This window comes from Streptomyces sp. NPDC090083 (assembly GCF_044747445.1).
GTDB lineage: Bacteria > Actinomycetota > Actinomycetes > Streptomycetales > Streptomycetaceae > Streptomyces.
This window is the reverse complement of record NZ_JBIVED010000001.1, coordinates 164,721-181,897: the sequence shown is the minus strand read 5'-3', so window position 1 is coordinate 181,897 and position 17,177 is coordinate 164,721. Positions and strand designations below refer to the sequence as shown.

Annotated in this window: 16 protein-coding genes; 14 read left to right on the top strand and 2 right to left on the bottom strand. The window is 71.6% G+C overall.

Annotated elements, in window-relative coordinates; translation table 11 throughout:
• Genes ACIPTO_RS00735 through ACIPTO_RS00680 form a run of 12 tightly spaced genes read left to right on the top strand, consistent with a single transcriptional unit; the run spans position 1 to position 12,870 of the window.
• On the top strand, positions 1 to 1,293 hold the full coding sequence (locus ACIPTO_RS00735) for an O-antigen ligase domain-containing protein (protein ID WP_401188195.1): 1,293 nt from the start codon (positions 1 to 3) through the stop codon (positions 1,291 to 1,293).
• A 2-nt stretch (positions 1,294 to 1,295) separates the two neighbouring features.
• Complete coding sequence (locus tag ACIPTO_RS00730; protein WP_366324655.1) at positions 1,296 to 2,537, top strand: glycosyltransferase; 1,242 nt, start codon at positions 1,296 to 1,298, stop codon at positions 2,535 to 2,537.
• The gene (locus ACIPTO_RS00725; protein WP_401188193.1) at positions 2,534 to 3,784 is read left to right on the top strand and encodes a methyltransferase domain-containing protein; all 1,251 of its coding nucleotides are present in this window, start codon (positions 2,534 to 2,536) and stop codon (positions 3,782 to 3,784) included. Before ACIPTO_RS00730 ends, ACIPTO_RS00725 begins: the two co-directional genes overlap by 4 nt.
• Positions 3,781 to 4,575 (top strand): glucose-1-phosphate cytidylyltransferase, encoded by a 795-nt coding sequence (locus ACIPTO_RS00720; RefSeq protein ID WP_366324511.1) that lies wholly within the window; start codon positions 3,781 to 3,783, stop codon positions 4,573 to 4,575. The genes ACIPTO_RS00725 and ACIPTO_RS00720 overlap by 4 nt, the downstream gene beginning before the upstream one ends.
• Positions 4,572 to 5,219, top strand: coding sequence for a PIG-L deacetylase family protein (locus tag ACIPTO_RS00715; protein WP_401188190.1), 648 nt, complete (start codon positions 4,572 to 4,574; stop codon positions 5,217 to 5,219). Before ACIPTO_RS00720 ends, ACIPTO_RS00715 begins: the two co-directional genes overlap by 4 nt.
• 5 nt (positions 5,220 to 5,224) lie before the next feature.
• Positions 5,225 to 6,250, top strand: coding sequence for an SDR family oxidoreductase (locus ACIPTO_RS00710; protein ID WP_366324657.1), 1,026 nt, complete (start codon positions 5,225 to 5,227; stop codon positions 6,248 to 6,250).
• Positions 6,238 to 7,521, top strand: coding sequence for a DUF4910 domain-containing protein (locus ACIPTO_RS00705; protein WP_366324515.1), 1,284 nt, complete (start codon positions 6,238 to 6,240; stop codon positions 7,519 to 7,521). Before ACIPTO_RS00710 ends, ACIPTO_RS00705 begins: the two co-directional genes overlap by 13 nt.
• Positions 7,518 to 8,816, top strand: a complete 1,299-nt coding sequence (locus ACIPTO_RS00700; RefSeq protein ID WP_401188187.1) for a hypothetical protein — start codon at positions 7,518 to 7,520, stop codon at positions 8,814 to 8,816. The genes ACIPTO_RS00705 and ACIPTO_RS00700 overlap by 4 nt, the downstream gene beginning before the upstream one ends.
• A complete protein-coding gene (locus ACIPTO_RS00695) occupies positions 8,813 to 9,760 on the top strand; it encodes a glycosyltransferase family 2 protein (RefSeq protein ID WP_366324519.1) in 948 nt (315 codons plus the stop codon). The genes ACIPTO_RS00700 and ACIPTO_RS00695 overlap by 4 nt, the downstream gene beginning before the upstream one ends.
• On the top strand, positions 9,757 to 10,989 hold the full coding sequence (locus ACIPTO_RS00690) for a polysaccharide pyruvyl transferase family protein (protein WP_401188184.1): 1,233 nt from the start codon (positions 9,757 to 9,759) through the stop codon (positions 10,987 to 10,989). The genes ACIPTO_RS00695 and ACIPTO_RS00690 overlap by 4 nt, the downstream gene beginning before the upstream one ends.
• Positions 10,986 to 11,537: a dTDP-4-dehydrorhamnose 3,5-epimerase gene (rfbC, locus tag ACIPTO_RS00685; protein ID WP_366324523.1), complete on the top strand. Its 552-nt coding sequence runs from the start codon at positions 10,986 to 10,988 to the stop codon at positions 11,535 to 11,537. Before ACIPTO_RS00690 ends, rfbC begins: the two co-directional genes overlap by 4 nt.
• A gap of 7 nt (positions 11,538 to 11,544) precedes the next feature.
• Positions 11,545 to 12,870, top strand: coding sequence for a glutamate-1-semialdehyde 2,1-aminomutase (locus tag ACIPTO_RS00680; protein WP_366324525.1), 1,326 nt, complete (start codon positions 11,545 to 11,547; stop codon positions 12,868 to 12,870).
• A 19-nt stretch (positions 12,871 to 12,889) separates the two neighbouring features.
• On the opposite strand, the gene ACIPTO_RS00675 is transcribed toward ACIPTO_RS00680, so the two are convergent.
• Together ACIPTO_RS00675 and ACIPTO_RS00670 are read right to left on the bottom strand one after the other, a co-directional pair.
• Positions 12,890 to 13,564 carry a phosphatase PAP2 family protein gene (locus tag ACIPTO_RS00675; RefSeq protein ID WP_401188180.1) on the bottom strand — a complete coding sequence of 225 codons (675 nt, stop codon included), beginning with the start codon at positions 13,562 to 13,564 and terminating at the stop codon, positions 12,890 to 12,892.
• 170 nt (positions 13,565 to 13,734) lie between these two features.
• A complete protein-coding gene (locus ACIPTO_RS00670; RefSeq protein WP_401188178.1) occupies positions 13,735 to 15,207 on the bottom strand; it encodes an aldehyde dehydrogenase in 1,473 nt (490 codons plus the stop codon).
• A 250-nt stretch (positions 15,208 to 15,457) separates the two neighbouring features.
• Between ACIPTO_RS00670 and ACIPTO_RS00665 the strand changes: the two genes are divergently transcribed.
• Both ACIPTO_RS00665 and ACIPTO_RS00660 read left to right on the top strand, forming a co-directional pair.
• Complete coding sequence (locus ACIPTO_RS00665) at positions 15,458 to 15,946, top strand: TetR/AcrR family transcriptional regulator (protein ID WP_401189650.1); 489 nt, start codon at positions 15,458 to 15,460, stop codon at positions 15,944 to 15,946.
• A 131-nt stretch (positions 15,947 to 16,077) separates the two neighbouring features.
• The gene (locus ACIPTO_RS00660; protein WP_401188176.1) at positions 16,078 to 17,163 is read left to right on the top strand and encodes an S-(hydroxymethyl)mycothiol dehydrogenase; all 1,086 of its coding nucleotides are present in this window, start codon (positions 16,078 to 16,080) and stop codon (positions 17,161 to 17,163) included.
• Positions 17,164 to 17,177: the final 14 nt, after the last annotated feature.

Below are 17,177 nucleotides of genomic sequence, written 5' to 3'. Positions count from 1 at the left end.
ATGGAGGAGAACCTGACCCGCGGACCCGACACCGCACGGACGCCGTCCGACACCGCAGCGCGCCCGGCCGGCCCACCGAGGACCGTCGGGATCGTCTGGGGACTGCTGGTCCTCAACACGCTGGGCTCCGCCGGGGCCAGGACCATCGTGCCGCTGCCGCGCTCCCTGATCCAGATGGTCACCATGGGCTCGCTGGTCGCCGCGTTCGGACTGGCACTCCTGGTCAACCAGCGGGTGCGCGTCCGGCCCAGCGCCTACGTACTGCTGCTCAGTCTGCTGCTGGTGTCCAGCGCGATCTCCAGCGCGAGCCTGCAGTCCGGGATGGGCGCGCTGTTCCGCTGCTTCCGGCTGGCCCTCTTCGTCGGCACCCTGTGGCTGCTCAGCCGCTGGTGGGACGGCAGCACCACGTTCGTCCGCTACCACATCCGGGCCTACTTCGCGGTCCTCGCCTCCGTCGCCCTCGGCCTGCTCGTCGCCCCGGGCAAGGCCCTGCCCGGCCTCTACGGCGGACGCCTCGTCGGCGCGCTGTGGCCCCTCACCCCGCCGCAGATCGGGCAGTACGCGGCGGTCATCATCGGGCTCACCGCGCTGCTCGTCATCGGCAGACGGACCGACCGGACCAGCGCCGTGCTGGTCATCGTGCCCTCGCTGGTGCTGCTCGCGCTGACCCACACCCGGACGGCCACGCTCGGCCTGCTCCTCGGGCTGGTGCTGGCCATCGGCTCGCTCGTCCTGACCAGTGCCGCGGCCCGCCGCTTCTTCAGCTGGTCGGTGCTGGTCTCGGTGGTGGCCGCGGTCGGCTTCGCCTCCGCGCTCCAGACCTGGTTCCTGCGCGGACAGAGCCAGGAGAACTTCTCCAGCCTCACCGGCCGGGCCAAGGTCTGGCACGCCCTGCTGACCGCGCCCCGGTCCACCGCCGAGAAGCTGTTCGGCGTCGGCCTGGGCGACAAGTCGTTCGGCGGGCTGCCGATCGACAACAGCTGGCTGGCCGTCTACAACGAGCAGGGACTCATCGGCGTCACCCTCGTCGCCGCGTTCCTCGCCGTGCTCGGCGGCGTCGCGCTGCTGCGGCCGCCGTCGCTGGAGAGGGCCTGCGCGATCTTCCTCATCAGCTACTGCGCCATCGCCTCGTACACCGAGGCCGGTCTGGGCGACGCCTCGCCGTATCTGCTCCATCTCGCCCTGGCCGCCTCGCTGTTGGCCGCACCGGCGGCCCAGGCCGCCCCGCTCGTGCTGCCGCAGGCCCCGCGACGGCACGTCCCGCGCTGGGCCCGTCGATCGGAGGCGAAGTGAGCATGCACGTCCTCGTGGTGCACAACCGCTACAACTCGGCGCAGCCGAGCGGGGAGAACAACGTCGTCGACCAGGAGGTCGGGCTGCTGCGCTCGGCCGGCCACCGGGTCGAGGTGTTCGAGCGGCGCAGCGACGACATCGGCGCCCGCTCCCTCCTCGGCAAGGCCGCGGTGCCGCTCCTCGTGCCGTGGAACCCGGCGGTGCGCACGGAACTCGCCGCCCGGCTGCGCGCCGACCGGCCGGACGTGGTGCACGTCCACAACGTGTTCCCCCTCCTGTCGCCCGCGGTGCTGGCCGCCTGCGCCGACGCCGGGGTGCCCGCCGTCGCCACGCTGCACAACTACACCCAGGTCTGCCCGCCCGGCACACTCCAGCGGGACGGCCGACCGTGCACCGAGTGCGTCGGGTCGACACCGCTGCCCGCCGTCCGGCACGGCTGCTACCGCAACTCCCGGCTGGCCACCGTGCCGCTCGCGGTCAGCCTGTCGGTCAACCGGCGGCGCTGGTGGTCCGGCGTGGAGCGCTTCCTGTGCATCTCCGCGGCGCAGCGCGACGTCCTGGTGCGCTCCGGCATGCCGGCCGAGCGGCTGGCGGTGAAGCACAACTTCGTTCCGGAGCCGGGCAGTCGGCGGTCGGGCGACGGCGAGTACGTGCTGTATCTGGGCCGGCTCGCGGAGGCCAAGGGCGTGCGGCTGCTCATGACCGCGTGGGACGAGATCACGGCGGGCGGCGGGATCGGCGTACCGCTGATGATCGCCGGCACCGGGCCGCTGGAACCGGAGGTGACCGCCTGGGCGGCGGGCCGGGACGACGTGCGCTACGTCGGGCTGTACGACCCGGAGCAGTGCCGGCGGGCCGTCGCGCGGGCGGTCGCCGTGGTGGCGCCCTCGACGTGGCTGGAGGCGTTCGGCCTGGTGGTCGTGGAAGCGATGGCGGCCGGCGTGCCGACCGTCGCCGCCGGTCACGGCGCCTTCGTCGAACTCGTCGAGGACGGCGTCACCGGACTGCTGCACCGGCCGGGCGAGGCCGCCTCGCTCGCGTCCGGCATCCGCCGGATCGCGGCCGACCCGGCCCGCAACCGGGAGATGGGGCAGGCGGCCCGGCGCCGCTACGAGCAGGGATTCAGCCCGGCCGTCGGCCTGGATCGCCTGCTGGAGGAGTACCGGACCGCGATCGCGGGCCGGTCGGCAATGACTCGCGGTGGGGACACCCGCGCGAGCAGGGGGGATGGGGACAGAGCATGACACGATGCCGACTCTGCGGCTCGGAAGCGACCACGAGCGTCGTCGACCTCGGGGCGACACCGCCGTGCGAGAGCTTTCTCGCCGCGGACCAACTGGACCGGCCGGAGCAGACGTACCCGCTGAACCTGCGGGTCTGCACCGACTGCTGGCTCGCGCAGATCCCTCCGCTGATCACGCCGGAGGAGACGTTCAAGGAGTACGCGTACTTCTCCTCGTTCTCGACCTCCTGGGTCGAGCACGCCCGCACCTTCGTCGACGGCGCCGCGCAGCGCCTCGCTCTGGGCTCCGACTCCTTCGTGGTCGAGGTCGCGAGCAACGACGGATACCTGCTGCGGCACGTCGTGGACCGCGGGATCCGCTGCCTCGGCATCGAGCCGTCGGTGAACGTCGGTGCCGCGGCACGCGAGGCGGGGGTTCCCACGCTCACCGAGTTCCTGAGCCCCGACACCGGCTCCGCCGTCCGCGCCGAGCACGGCCCGGCGGACCTGGTCGTGGCCAACAACGTGTACGCGCACATCCCCGACGTGATCGGCTTCACCCAGGGGCTGCGCGCGCTGGTCGCCGACGACGGCTGGGTCTCCATCGAGGTGCAGCACCTGCTGACCCTGATCGAGGAGAACCAGTACGACACGATCTACCACGAGCACTTCCAGTACTACACGGTCGCCTCCGCGATCCGGGCCCTCGCCAGCGGCGGACTCACGCTCGTGGACGTCGAGTTGCTGCCCACGCACGGCGGGTCCATCCGGCTGTGGTCCCGGCCGGCCGAGGTCGCCGGGGAGCCCTCGCAGCGGGTGGCCGACGTGCTGGCCCGCGAAAAGGCCGCCGGACTGCAGGAGTTGTCGGGCTACACCGAGTTCTCCGCCCGGGTGGCCAAGGTCCGCCGGGACCTGCTGCGGTTCCTCGTCGAGGCGGCCGAGCGCGGTGAGACGGTCGTCGGCTACGGCGCCCCCGGCAAGGGCAACACCCTGCTCAACCACTGCGGCATCCGGCCCGACCTGCTCGCCTACACGGTCGACCGCAATCCGTACAAGCACGGCAGGTTCACCCCGGGCACCCGCATCCCGATCCTGCCGCCCGAGCAGATAGCCGCCGACAGGCCGGACTACGTCCTGGTCCTGCCGTGGAACCTGCGGGCCGAACTGGCCGAGCAGCTGTCGTTCGTGCACGAGTGGGGCGGCCGGCTGGTCTTCCCGATCCCGGAACTGAGCATCGTCGAGGGCGTCCTGAAGGAGGTCACAGCATGAAGGTCGTCCTGTTCTGCGGTGGTTACGGCATGCGCATGCGCAACGGAACCTCCGACGACGTGCCCAAGCCGATGGCGATGGTCGGCCCACGCCCGCTGATCTGGCACGTCATGCGCTACTACGCGTACTTCGGGCACACGGAGTTCATCCTGTGCCTCGGGTACGGGGCCCACCACATCAAGGACTTCTTCCTCAACTACGAGGAGACGACGTCCAACGACTTCGTGCTGCGGGGCGGGCGCACCGAGCTGCTGTCCACCGACATCGCGGACTGGACGATCACGTTCGTGCAGACCGGCATCGAGTCACCGATCGGCGAGCGGCTGCGCCGGGTCAGACACCATCTGGACGGCGACGAGATGTTCCTCGCCAACTACGCCGACGTGCTCACCGACGCCCCGCTGCCGGAGATGATCGACCGGTTCGCCGAGCGCGACGCGGGCGCGTCGATGATGGTCGTACCGCCGCAGTCGTCCTTCCACTGCGTGGAGTTGGGCGAGGACGGCCTGGTGGGCGGCATCACCGCGGTGAGCGACATGCCGCTGTGGGAGAACGGCGGCTACTTCGTGCTCCGCCAGGAGGTCTTCGACCACATACCGGAGAACGGTGACCTGGTCGCCGACGGATGCGCCCAACTGGCCAAGCGCGGACGGCTGGTGGCGCACCAGCACCGCGGCTTCTGGAAGCCGACCGACACGGTGAAGGAACGGGCCGCGCTCGACGAGGCCTACACCCGGGGCGACCGTCCGTGGGCCGTGTGGGAGCGGGACAGCGCCGGAGCCAGGGCGTGATCCGGCTCGGGGCCGGCCCCCTGGACCGGATCGTCGCGGTGGGCGCCCACTGCGACGACATCGCCATCGGCGCCGGCGGCACGCTGCTGACGCTGTGCCAGGACCGGCCGGGCATCCGCGTCGACGCGCTGGTGCTCTCCGGCGGCGGCAGCGAGCGGGAGCAGGAGGAGCAGGCCGCGCTCGCCGCCTTCTGCCCGGGCGCCGACCTGCGGCTGACCGTGCTCAAACTGCCGGACGGCCGGCTGCCCACGCACTGGGACGAGGCCAAGGCCGCGGTCGAGGAACTGCGCGAGCGGACCGACCCCGACCTGATCCTGGCCCCGCGCACCGAGGACGCGCACCAGGACCACCGCGGCCTGGCGCGGCTGATACCCACCGCGTTCCGCGACCACCTCGTCCTCGGCTACGAGATCGTCAAGTGGGACGGCGATCTCGGCCGTATGACGGCCTACCAGCCGCTGTCGCCGGAGACCGCCGAACAGAAGGTGCGGCTGCTCCAGGAGCACTACGCCTCGCAGCGGCACCGGCCCTGGTACGACCGGGAGGCCTTCCTCGGCCTCGCCCGGATCCGCGGTATCGAATGCCACGCGCGCTACGCCGAGGCCTTCGCCGCCACCAAACTCACGCTCAACCTGGGGGGTTGAACACCTTGCGCGTACTGCTGACCGGACACCAGGGCTATCTGGGCACCGTGATGGCACCCGTCCTCACCGCCGCCGGACACGAGGTCGCGGGCCTCGACTCCGGACTGTTCGCCGACTCCGTCCTCGGCCCGCGGCCCGCCGACCCGCCCGGCACGCGGGTGGACCTGCGCGACGTCACCGCCGAGCACGTGGCCGGTTTCGACGCCGTCATCCACCTGGCCGCGCTCTCCAACGACCCGCTCGGCTCACTGGCCCCCGAACTCACCTACGACATCAACCACCACGCGTCCGTACGGCTGGCGAAGCTGGCCCGCGACGCCGGAGTCGGACGCTTCCTGTACGCCTCGACCTGCTCCGTCTACGGCGCCTCGGGCGGCGACGGCCTGGTCACCGAGGACGCCCCGCTGCGCCCGGTGACGCCGTACGCGGAGTCGAAGGTCCGGGTCGAGGACGACGTCCACGCGCTCGCCGACGACGACTTCACCCCGGTGTTCATGCGCAACGCCACCGCCTTCGGCTACTCGCCCCGGCTGCGCGCCGACATCGTGCTGAACAACCTGGTCGGCCACGCGCTCCTCTCCGGCGAGGTGCTGGTCCTCTCCGACGGCACTCCCTGGCGTCCGCTCGTGCACGCCGCCGACATCGCCCGCGCCTTCACGGCCGCGCTGACCGCGCCGCGCGAGGCGGTGCACGACCGGGCCTTCAACATCGGCAGCGAGACCAACAACGTCACCGTCGCCGAGATCGCCGACCAGGTCGCCGAGGCGGTGGCCGGCGCGAAGGTCGTCATCACCGGCGAGAACGGCGCCGACCCGCGCTCCTACCGGGTGGACTTCTCCCGCTTCCGCACCGCCGTCCCCGACTTCGACTGCGAGTGGACGGTGAAGCGGGGCGCGCTCGAACTCGCCGACGCCTACCGGAAGTTCGGCCTGACCCAGGAGGACTTCGAGCAGCGCTTCACCCGCCTTGCCGTGCTCAAGGCGGCCTCCGGGAACGGCACCGTCGACGACACCCTGCGGTGGCGCCGATGACCGCAGTGGGCGAGGAGATGCACGCACTGGTGGAGCGGCTCTACCCGCTCTGCCGGAGCATCACCGGTGACGGGGTGCGCGCCACCCTGGACATCGTCGGCGAGTACGTCCCGTTGCGGGTGCACGAGGTGCCGACCGGGACCCAGGTCCTCGACTGGACGGTTCCGCAGGAGTGGAACATCCGGGACGCCTACATCGCCGACAGCACGGGCAGGCGGGTCGTCGACTTCGCCGCGTCCAGCCTGCACGTGCTCGGCTACAGCGTCCCGGTGTCGCGGACCATGCCGCTCGCCGAGCTGCGCGCACACCTGCACACGCTGCCGGACCACCCGAACTGGGTTCCGTACCGCACGAGTTACTACAAGCCGGAGTGGGGCTTCTGCCTGGCCCAGGAGACCCTGGACGCGCTGCCCGACGGCGACTACGAGGTGCGGATCGACTCCACCCTCGCCGACGGCCACCTCACCTACGCCGAGCACGTCGTGCCCGGACAGGTGGCCGACGAGGTCATCGTCTCCTGCCACACCTGCCATCCGTCGCTGGCCAACGACAACCTGGCCGGCATCGCGGTCGCGACCTTCCTGGCCCGCGCGCTGGCGGAGCGGACGCCGTACCACACCTACCGGTTCATCTACGCGCCCGGCACCATCGGGGCGATCACCTGGCTGGCCCGCAACGCGGAGCGCGTCGACCGGGTCAGGCACGGACTCGTGCTGGCCTGCGCCGGGGACGCGGGACAGCTGACGTACAAGCAGAGCAGACGCGGCGACGCGGAGATCGACCGCGTGCTGCGGCACGTCCTGACCGCGTCCGAACGCCCGCACCACATCAACGAGTTCACGCCGTACGGCTACGACGAACGGCAGTACTGCTCACCCGGGTTCAACCTCGGCGTGGGCTCGCTCAGCCGGACCCCGTACGCCGGGTACCCCGAGTACCACACCTCGGCGGACAACCCGGACTTCGTCTCCCCGGAGGCGATGGCCGACACCCTCGCGGTCTGCCGCGAGGCGTTCACCGTTCTCGACCGCAACCGGCGCTACCTCAACCTCAGCCCGTACGGCGAACCCCAGTTGGGCCGGCGGGGGCTGTACGACGCGCTCGGCGGCCGCAGCGACACCAAGCAGGCGCAGATGGCCATGCTCTGGGTGCTCAACCTCTCCGACGGCGAGCACAGTCTGCTGGACGTCGCCGAGCGGTCCGGGCTCCCCTTCGACAGCGTCGCCACGGCGGCCGACGCCCTGCACGAGGCCGGACTGATCAAGACATGACATCGACGACCGCCGACGGGGAGAAGGCCATGAAGCCGGCCCGGTCCGCCCGACGGGCCCTCGTCGGCCGGCTCTCCTGGGGACTGGCCGACCAGGCGGCCTCCAGCATCAGCAACTTCGCCGTCGGCATCTACGTGGCCCGCTCCCTCGGGGTCACCGCCTTCGGCGTGTTCAGCCTCGCCTGGGTGACCTACGGCGTGGTGCTCAACGTCTCCCGCGGCCTGGCCACCGACCCGCTCGTGGTCCGCTTCAGCGGAGTGCCCGAAGCGTCCTGGCGCGCGGCGGTGGCCCGCTCGACGGGCACCGCGCTGGGCGTCGGCACGGCTCTCGGAGTGCTCTGCCTGGCGGCCGGACTCGGCCTCGGCGGCCGGGTCGGGCCCGCCTTCGCCGCCCTCGGCCTCATGATGCCGGGGCTGCTGCTCCAGGACGCCTGGCGGTTCTCGTTCTTCGCCGCGGGCGACGGACGCAAGGCGTTCGTCAACGACATCGTGTGGGGCGTCGCGCTGATCCCCGCCATGGTGGTGGCGGCCCATGTCGACACCGTGGCCGCCTTCGTGCTCGCCTGGGGCGCCTCCGCCGCGGTCGCGGCGGGATACGGCTCCGTCCAGTCCGGCATCCGGCCCCGGATGGCACAGGCCCGCGGCTGGCTGCGCGAACAGCGCGACCTCGGCTACCGGTACCTGGTCGAGAACGTCAGCCTCAGCGGCGCGAGCCAGCTCCGGGCCTACGGCCTCGGCGTGATCGTCGGAGTGGGCGCGGTGGGCGCGGTACGCGGCGCCGAACTTCTGATGGGCCCCTTCCTCGCCGTACTGATGGGGCTCTCGCTGGTCACCGTCCCCGAGGCCGCCCGCGTGCTGCGCCGGGCCCCGCACCGACTGGGCAGGTTCTGCCTCTACCTCGGCGGGGGACAGGCCACCGGAGCCCTGCTCTGGGGCTCGGCGCTGCTGCTGATGCCGGGCCGGCTCGGCGAGCTGGCGCTCGGCGACGTCTGGCACGCCTCCTCGCACCTCCTCGTACAGATCACCCTCAGCGTCGCCGGGGCGGGCCTCGGCACCGGCGCCGCGGCCGGACTGCGCGCGCTCGGCGCCGCCAGGCGCAGCCTGCGCTGCCAGCTGTTCGCCTCCGCCTGCTACGTCGGCGGCGGGCTCGGCGGCGCGGCCGTCGGCGGCACGTCCGGCTCGGCCTGGGGCGTCGCCGTCGCGACCATCAGCGGCTCGGCCGTGTGGTGGCTGCAACTGCGCTCCGCCCTGCGCGAGCACCACCGCGATCCCATCCCCGAAGTGAGGACCTCATGACCGACCGACCGCGGCTGAGCATCGGCCTGCCCGTGTACAACGGCGAGGAGTACCTGGCCGAGTCGTTCGACGCCCTCCTCGGCCAGACCTACGAGGACTTCGAACTGGTCGTCTCCGACAACGCCTCGACCGACGGCACCGAGGCCATCTGCCGCAAGTACGCCGCGCAGGACTCCCGCATCCGCTACCTCCGGCTGCCCCGCAACATCGGCGCCACCCCGAACCACAACCACGTGCTGGCCGAGTCCCGCGGCGAGCTGTTCAAGTGGGCCTCGCACGACGACCTCTACGGCCGCGACCTCCTCACGCGCTGCGTGGAGGCACTGGACGAGCACCCGGACGTCATCCTCGCCCACACCGACCAGGCCGTCATCGACGGCGACGGCCAGGTGACCGTGCCCTACGAGTACACGCTCGCCACCGGCTCCCCGAGCGCGCCGGAACGCTTCCGCAGCCTGCTGTTCGAACCCGGCGGCGACGACTTCTACGGCGTCATCCGCGCCGACGTGCTGCGCCGGGTGAAACCGATGGACAGCTACCACCACGCGGACCGCACCTACGTCGCCGAGATCACCCTGCACGGACGCTTCCACCAGGTCCCGGAACTGCTCTACTTCCGCCGCGACCACCCCACCCGCGCCGAACGCGCCAACCCCTCCAAGCGCGCCCGCTGCGTCAACCTCGACCCGCGCCGCGCGGGCGTCCTGCACCCGACGCCCCGGCTGCTCACCGAGTACCTCTGGGGCTTCACGTCCGCGATCCACCGGGCACCCGTGTCCCCGGCCGACCGGCGCGCCTGCTACCGCCACCTGGCGTCCTGGCTGACCAGCCGGGTCCGGCCGGGCGCCGGCGAGCGGGTCGAGGACCGCGCCCCGGTCGACCCGGCCCAGCTCACGGTCTCCGTCGACGCCCTCGTCGCCGGACGCGAGGGGAGGCACGGATGACGTCGGCCCGCCAACGGCCGGTACGCGTCGGGGTGTTCGGCCTGCTCGGCTCCGGAAACCTCGGCAACGACGGCTCGCTCGAAGCCGTCCTCGGCCACCTCCGCGCCGACCACCCCGACGCGGTCGTGGACGCCCTGTGCGGCGGACCGGAGGCCGTGACGGCCCGGTTCGGGATCCCCGCCACCCGGATGCACTGGAACCGTGCCGAGTACCGCACCGCGTCCCGGCTCGGCTCGATCGCGTCGAAGGGCCTCGGCAAGTTCGTCGACATCTTCCGCACCGCCGCCTGGGTACGCCGCCACGACGTGGTGATCGTGCCGGGCATGGGCGTCCTGGAAGCCACCCTGCCGCTCCGGCCCTGGGGCTTCCCGTACTCCCTGTTCCTGCTCTGCGCGAGCGGCCGGCTGACCCGCACCCGGGTCGCGCTGGTCTGCGTCGGCGCCGCCGAGATCCGCAACCGGCCCACCCGCGCCCTGGTCCGCTGGTCGGGACGGCTGGCCGCCTACCGGTCCTACCGGGACGACCGGTCCCGGGACGCGATGCGGGCGATGGGCGTGGACACCGCGCGCGACGAGGTCTACCCCGACCTGGCGTTCTCCCTCCCCTCCCCGCCCGCGAACGCGCCCTCGGACGTGCCGGGCACGGTCTGCGTCGGCGTCATGGACTTTCACGGCGGCAACGACGACCGCGCCCGCGCCGACGAGATCCACGCCCGCTATCTCGACGGAACGATCCGGTTCGTCCGCACCCTCGTCGAGGAGGGCAGACCGGTCCGGCTGCTCACCGGCGACCGGTGCGACGACACGGTGGTCGCCGCGATCCTCGAAGCGGTGGACTCCCCGCTGGTCACCGCCGCCGAACCGACGTCCCTCGACGACCTGATGCACGAGATGGTCACCGCCGACACCGTGGTGGCCGTCCGCTACCACAACCTGATCTGCGCGCTGAAGACCGGAACGCCGGCGCTCGCGCTCAGCTACGCGGCCAAGAGCGACGCCCTCATGGACCGGATGGGCCTCGGCGCGTTCTGCCACCCGGCGCGCGAGGTCGACGCCGACCGGTTGCTGGAGCAATTCCGGGCGCTGGAGAAGCAGGCGCCCGAACTGCGGGCGACCCTCGTCGAGCGGAACCAGGCCGCCGCCCGCCAACTCGACGACCAGTTCGCCTCGTTGACCGCGGCGGTGTTCCCCGCCACCCACCACACGCACGCACGGCAGGAGTCTCCATGAAAGCCACCGAGGTCCCGGAGATCGCCGGCGCCTATCTCTTCGAGCCGACGCCCCACGCGGACGAACGCGGTTTCTTCTGTCGCACGTTCGACGCCGACGTGGTCCGCTCCGTGGGCCTCGACCCGGACGCCTTCGTCCAGGACAGCCTGTCCCGCTCGGTGCGGGGCGTGGTGCGCGGCCTCCACCTGCGCTCCGGCGCGGGCGAGGCCAAGCTGGTGCGCTGCTCGTACGGGCGGATCTTCGACGTCGTCGTGGACCTGCGGCCGGATTCCCCGACCTACCGCCATTGGACTTCCTTTGAACTGACAGGAGAATCACAACCAACTCTTTACATTCCGGCGGGATGCGCGCACGGTTTTCAGGCACTGACCGAAACGGCCGACACCTCGTACCGCATCGACCGCCCGCACGATCCGGCCGAGGACGTGACCATCGCCTACGACGACCCGGAGCTGGCCATTCCCTGGCCGCTGCCGGCCGCACTGATGTCCCAACGGGACCGGGAGGCACCGAGCCTCGCCCAGGTCCTGAAGCACAGAGAAAGATGAGGTCCCCGTGGACACCGAAGTGCTTGACCTGCCCCTGTCGCGGACCGCCAACGAACGGCTGCACACCATGATCCCCGGGGGCGCTCACACCTACGCCAAGGGCGACGACCAGTACCCCGAGAACCTGGCCCCGGTCATCAGCCACGGCAACGGTGCCCACGTGTGGGACGTCGACGGCAACCGCTACATCGAGTACGGCTCCGGCCTGCGGTCGGTCAGCCTCGGCCACGCCCACCCACGTGTGCTGGAGGCGGTGCGGCGGGAACTCGACCGCGGCAGCAACTTCGTCCGGCCGTCCATCGTGGAGGTCCAGGCCGCCGAGCGCTTCCTCGCCACGGTGCCGACCGCCGAGATGGTGAAGTTCGCGAAGAACGGCTCCGACGCCACCACCGCCGCGGTGCGGCTGGCCCGCGCCGCCACCGGGCGCCCGCGGGTGGCCATCTGCGGCGACCATCCGTTCTTCTCCGTCGACGACTGGTTCATCGGCACCACGCCGATGTCCGACGGGATCCCGGCCGCGACCAACGAACTCACCGTCGCGTTCCCCTACGGCGACCTGGCCGCCACGGAGCAGATTCTCAGCCGGTACCAGGGCGAGATCGCCTGCCTGATCCTCGAACCCGCCACCCACAGCGAGCCCCCGCCCGGCTACCTCGCCGGCCTGCGCGACCTGGCCCACCGGCACGGCTGCGTCCTGGTCTTCGACGAGATGATCACCGGCTTCCGCTGGTCCGAGGCGGGCGCGCAGGGCCTGTACGACGTCGTCCCCGACCTCTCCACCTTCGGCAAGGCGCTGGGCAACGGGTTCGCCGTCTCCGCGCTGGCCGGGCGCCGCGATCTGATGGAGCGGGGCGGACTGCGTCACTCCGGCGACCGGGTGTTCCTGCTGTCCACCACGCACGGCGCGGAGACGCACTCCCTCGCGGCGGCGATGGCCGTCCAGGCCACCTACGTCGAAGAGGGCGTCACCGCGCGGCTGCACGCCCTCGGCGAGCGGCTGGCCGCCGGGGTGCGCGAGGCAGCGGCCGGCATGGGCGTCGGCGACCACGTCCTCGTCCGCGGCCGGGCCAGCAACCTGGTCTTCGCCACCCTCGACGAGAACGAGCAGCCGTCGCAGCCGTACCGCACGCTGTTCCTGCGGCGACTCCTCGCGGGCGGGGTGCTGGCCCCCTCCTTCGTGGTGAGCAGCGCGCTCTCCGACGAGGACATCGACCGCACCATCGACGTGGTGGCCGAGGCATGTGCGGTGTACCGCAAGGCACTTGACGCCGCCGACCCCACCCCCTGGCTGGCCGGGCGCCCCGTGAAGCCCGTCTTCCGCCGCACGGCGTGACAGGTGACGTGATCCGACGTCAGCGGTGGTCCCGCCGACCGGGCCCGGGCATCCGGTCGGTGATCCGGTCGACCAGCCACGCGGTCGCCGGAACCACCGCCAGCGCGGTGGACCAGCCGCCGAGGGCGTCGGTCGGGTAGTGCGCGCCCAGCCCGACCTCCGCCCAGCCCATGATCGCGCCCGCCACCACGCCCGCCGCGAGCACCAGTGACGTACCGGCTCTTCCGCCCAGGCCGAGCCGGTCCGTCGCGAACAGCGCCGCCATGACGGCGAGCGCGGTCGCGAAGGCGGTGTGACCGCTCGGGTAGGACAGGTTGCCGGGCCCGTGGATGGTCCGCCCCACCACATGCTTGAGCACCGTGGTGGCCCCCACGGTCACGCCGGCGCCGACGACGACCAGCACCGCCGCACGGGGCCGCCGGAGCACCAGACAGCCGGCCACACCGGCCGCGATCACCATCGCCGACCCCACGGGTTCCCCCAGGAAGTCCAGGGCCAGGGCGACTTGGTGCCACGGCGCCCGCACACTGTCCGCCGTCGGCGGACGGATCCACCGGTCCACCGCCCCGGGTGCGCTGTGCCCGGCGTACAGGATCCCGAGCACGACCACCACCAGCGCGGCGAGGACCGCGACCGGCCCGAGCGACGGGCGCAGCGACGCCGGCAGCACCGACGGCACCGGACGGCCGGTCACCTCTGCATCGCGTCCGGCCGGCCCGGGGCGATGACCTTGTTCCGCTGAACGCCCGCCGTGATCCACCCCGAGCCCCCGTCGCATCCGGTCCACCCTCCACCGGCCACCCCGTGACCGCCCCGCGGACATCCGCTCCTGGGCTGTATGTCTCGGTGTGATCCCTCAGCACCCTAGCCGTTCCGGTCGGCGGAAACGGCGGGGGTGAGGGTGACGGTCTTGTACTCGACGTACTGGCCGAGCCCCACCGCTCCGTACTCACGGCCGATCCCGCTCGCCTTGTAGCCGCCGAAGGGGCCGTCGAAGGCGATCGGGGCCCCGTTGACCGTGACCGTGCCGGTGCGCAGACGACGGGCGACGGCGAGCGCGCGGTCCTGGTCGGCCGACCACACTCCGCCCGAGAGGCCGTACTCCGAGTCGTTGGCGATCCGCACGGCGTCGTCCTCGTCCTCGTAGGGGATGACGACGAGGACCGGGCCGAAAATCTCCTCCTGGGCGATCCGCATCGCGTTGTCGACGTCGGCGAAGACGGTCGGGGTGACGTAGTTGCCGCCTTCGAGGCCGGGCGGCACCTGCGGGCCGCCGGTGACCAGACGGGCGCCTTCCTCGATGCCGAGTTCGATGTACTCGCGTACGCGCTGCTGCTGGTCGGGTCGCACCATCGGGCCGATGAAGGTCTCGGGGTCGGCCGGATCGCCGACCTTGAGCGACTCGACGAGGTCCTTGAGGGCGGTCACGACCTCTTCGTAACGGCTGCGGGGTGCGAGGACGCGTGTCTGCGCGATGCAGGCCTCGCCGTTGTTCAGGAGGGACGCGAACTTCAGCCCCTGTACGGCCAGTCGGACATCGGCGTCGTCCAGGACGACGGCGGCCGACTTGCCGCCCAGCTCCAGGCTGACACGCTTGAGCTGCTCACCCGCGAGGGACGCGATCCTGCGGCCGGCCCGGGTCGAGCCGGTGAACGCGACCTTGTCCACATCCGGGTGCGACACCAGGTACTCGCTGGTCTCGCGGTCGGCGGGCAGGACGCTGATCACGCCCTCCGGCAGGCCGACGCGCTCCAGCAGTTCGGCGAGGAGTCCCATGCTCAGCGAGTTCTCCGGGGACACCTTGAGGACGACCGTGTTCCCGGCCAGCAGCGCCGGGACGACCTTGGCCAGAGCCGCCGAGAACGGCGAGTTCCACGGAATGACCGCCGCTACGACACCGATGGGCTCGCGGCGGACCACGCTCCGGGTGGGGGAGCCGGGGTCGGACGGCGTCAGCGTCTCCTCCCAGCCGAACTCCTCGGCCGCCTTGAGATACGCGCCCGCCTGACGGCCGAGCCCCGGTTGGCCGGCCAGTGTGAACCAGCTCGCCGAACCGTTCTCCGCGGAGATGAGCGCGGCGATCCGCTCGGCGTCGGCCGCGCGCAACGCGTCGAGCCGCCGGACGACGGCGATGCGTTCCGCGGGTGCGGTACGGGGCCACGGCCCCTCGTCGAAGGCGGCGCGGGCGGCGGCGACGGACCGGTCCACGTCGGCGGGGAGGGCCTGCGCGGCCCGGCCGATCACCGTGCGGTCGTGGGGCGACCGGATGTCGAGCAGGTCGGGGCTGCTCGGAACGGTCCACGAACCCGCGATGAAGAGGCGGTCGTAGGTGATCATGTGCGCTCTCCTGAAGGGCTGAGCTGCTGAAGGGCTGAGGGATTGCGGGGCTGCGGGGTGATCGAGCTGGGGCGGCCGGACAAAGGGGCGACCGTCTCAATAACTGTCACTTCAATGTAGCACTTGTACGTTGGAAGGCCACTCCACTGGGGTGGTACCTAGGTCAGGCTCCACATCGCCGACTATGCTTCGGCGGGTGAGAGCCGACGCCGTACGCAATCTCGAAGCCGTCCTGACGACCGGAGCGCGCATGCTCGCCGCCGATCCGGGCGCGAGCATCGCCGCCATCGCCGCCGAGGCGGGCGTCGACCGCCGTACCGTCTACCGGAGGTTCGCCTCGCGCGAGGAACTGCTGGCCGCGATCTACCAGGCGCGGGTCGAGGCCATCGAGCGGGCCGTCGAGGACGCCAGGCTGCGCGAGGCTCCCGTCGCCGTGGCCCTGCACCGGTATGTCGAGGGGATCGTCGGCGTCAACCGCAAGTGGCCCGTGGAACTCACCCGCATGAAGGCCGACGAGACGATCCGCGGACGGCGCGACGCCGTGATCCGGGAGGTCGACACCTTCCTGGAACGTGCCACCGGTGAGGGGCTGCTGCGCGCCGACACCCCTACGGCATGGGCGAGTTCACTGCTGCCGGAGCTCATGCACCTGGCCTCGCGGCAACTGCCCGAACTCACCGACGCCCAGGCCGCCGACATGGTCGTCGACACCTTTCTCCGGGGGCTCGGAGGCCGATGACGCCGGTGGCGCGCGCCGACCCGACTTCTTGACCCCCGTTCTGCCCTCCCTGATGCTGTGTTGCGACACGCGCGAGGCGTGCCGTAATGAGCAACATCGTGCTCAGGTCTCGAACCAGCCGAGGAGTGGCCATGACGCATCAGGTCCGTGCTGTCGTCGCGCGAAGCAAGGGTGCCCCCGTCAGTCTGGAGACGATCCTCGTTCCCGACCCGGGCCCGGGCGAGGCGGTGGTGAAGGTGCAGGCGTGCGGGGTCTGTCACACGGATCTGCACTACAGGCAGGGTGGTATCAACGACGAGTTCCCGTTCCTGCTCGGTCATGAGGCTGCGGGTGTGGTGGAGTCGGTCGGCGAGGGTGTCACCGATGTTGCCCCGGGCGATTTCGTGATCCTCAACTGGCGTGCCGTGTGCGGCAACTGCCGGGCCTGTCTGCGCGGACGTCCGCAGTACTGCTTCGACACCCACAACGCCAGGCAGAGGATGACGCTCCTCGACGGCACCGAACTCTCTCCGGCTCTCGGTATCGGTGCTTTCGCGGACAAGACGCTGGTGGCCGCCGGGCAGTGCACGAAGGTCGATCCGGCTGTGTCTCCGGCGGTGGCGGGGTTGCTGGGGTGCGGGGTGATGGCCGGTATCGGTGCGGCCATCAACACCGGGAACGTCGGTCGGGGTGACACGGTCGCCGTCATCGGGTGTGGTGGGGTCGGTGACGCGGCGATCGTGGGGTCGCTGCTGGCGGGTGCGGCGCGGATCATCGCCGTGGACATCGACGACCGGAAGCTGGAGAAGGCCCGCTCGATGGGCGCCACGCACACCGTGAACTCGGCGTCGGGTGATCCGGTGGAGGCGATCCGTGAACTGACCGGGGGCTTCGGCGCGGACGTCGTGATCGAGGCGGTGGGGCGCCCGGAGACGTACAAGCAGGCTTTCTACGCGCGGGACTTGGCGGGCGCGGTGGTCCTGGTGGGTGTGCCGACGCCGGAGATGAAGCTCGAACTGCCGCTCCTGGACGTCTTCGGGCGTGGTGGCTCGCTGAAGTCGTCGTGGTACGGCGACTGCCTGCCCTCGCGCGATTTCCCCATGCTCATCGACCTGCACCAGCAAGGGCGTCTGGACCTCGGCGCGTTCGTCACCGAGACCATCGCTTTGGAGGACGTGGAGAAGGCGTTCGAGCGGATGCACGGCGGCGACGTGCTGCGTTCGGTGGTGCTGCTGTGACGATCGCGGTGTTG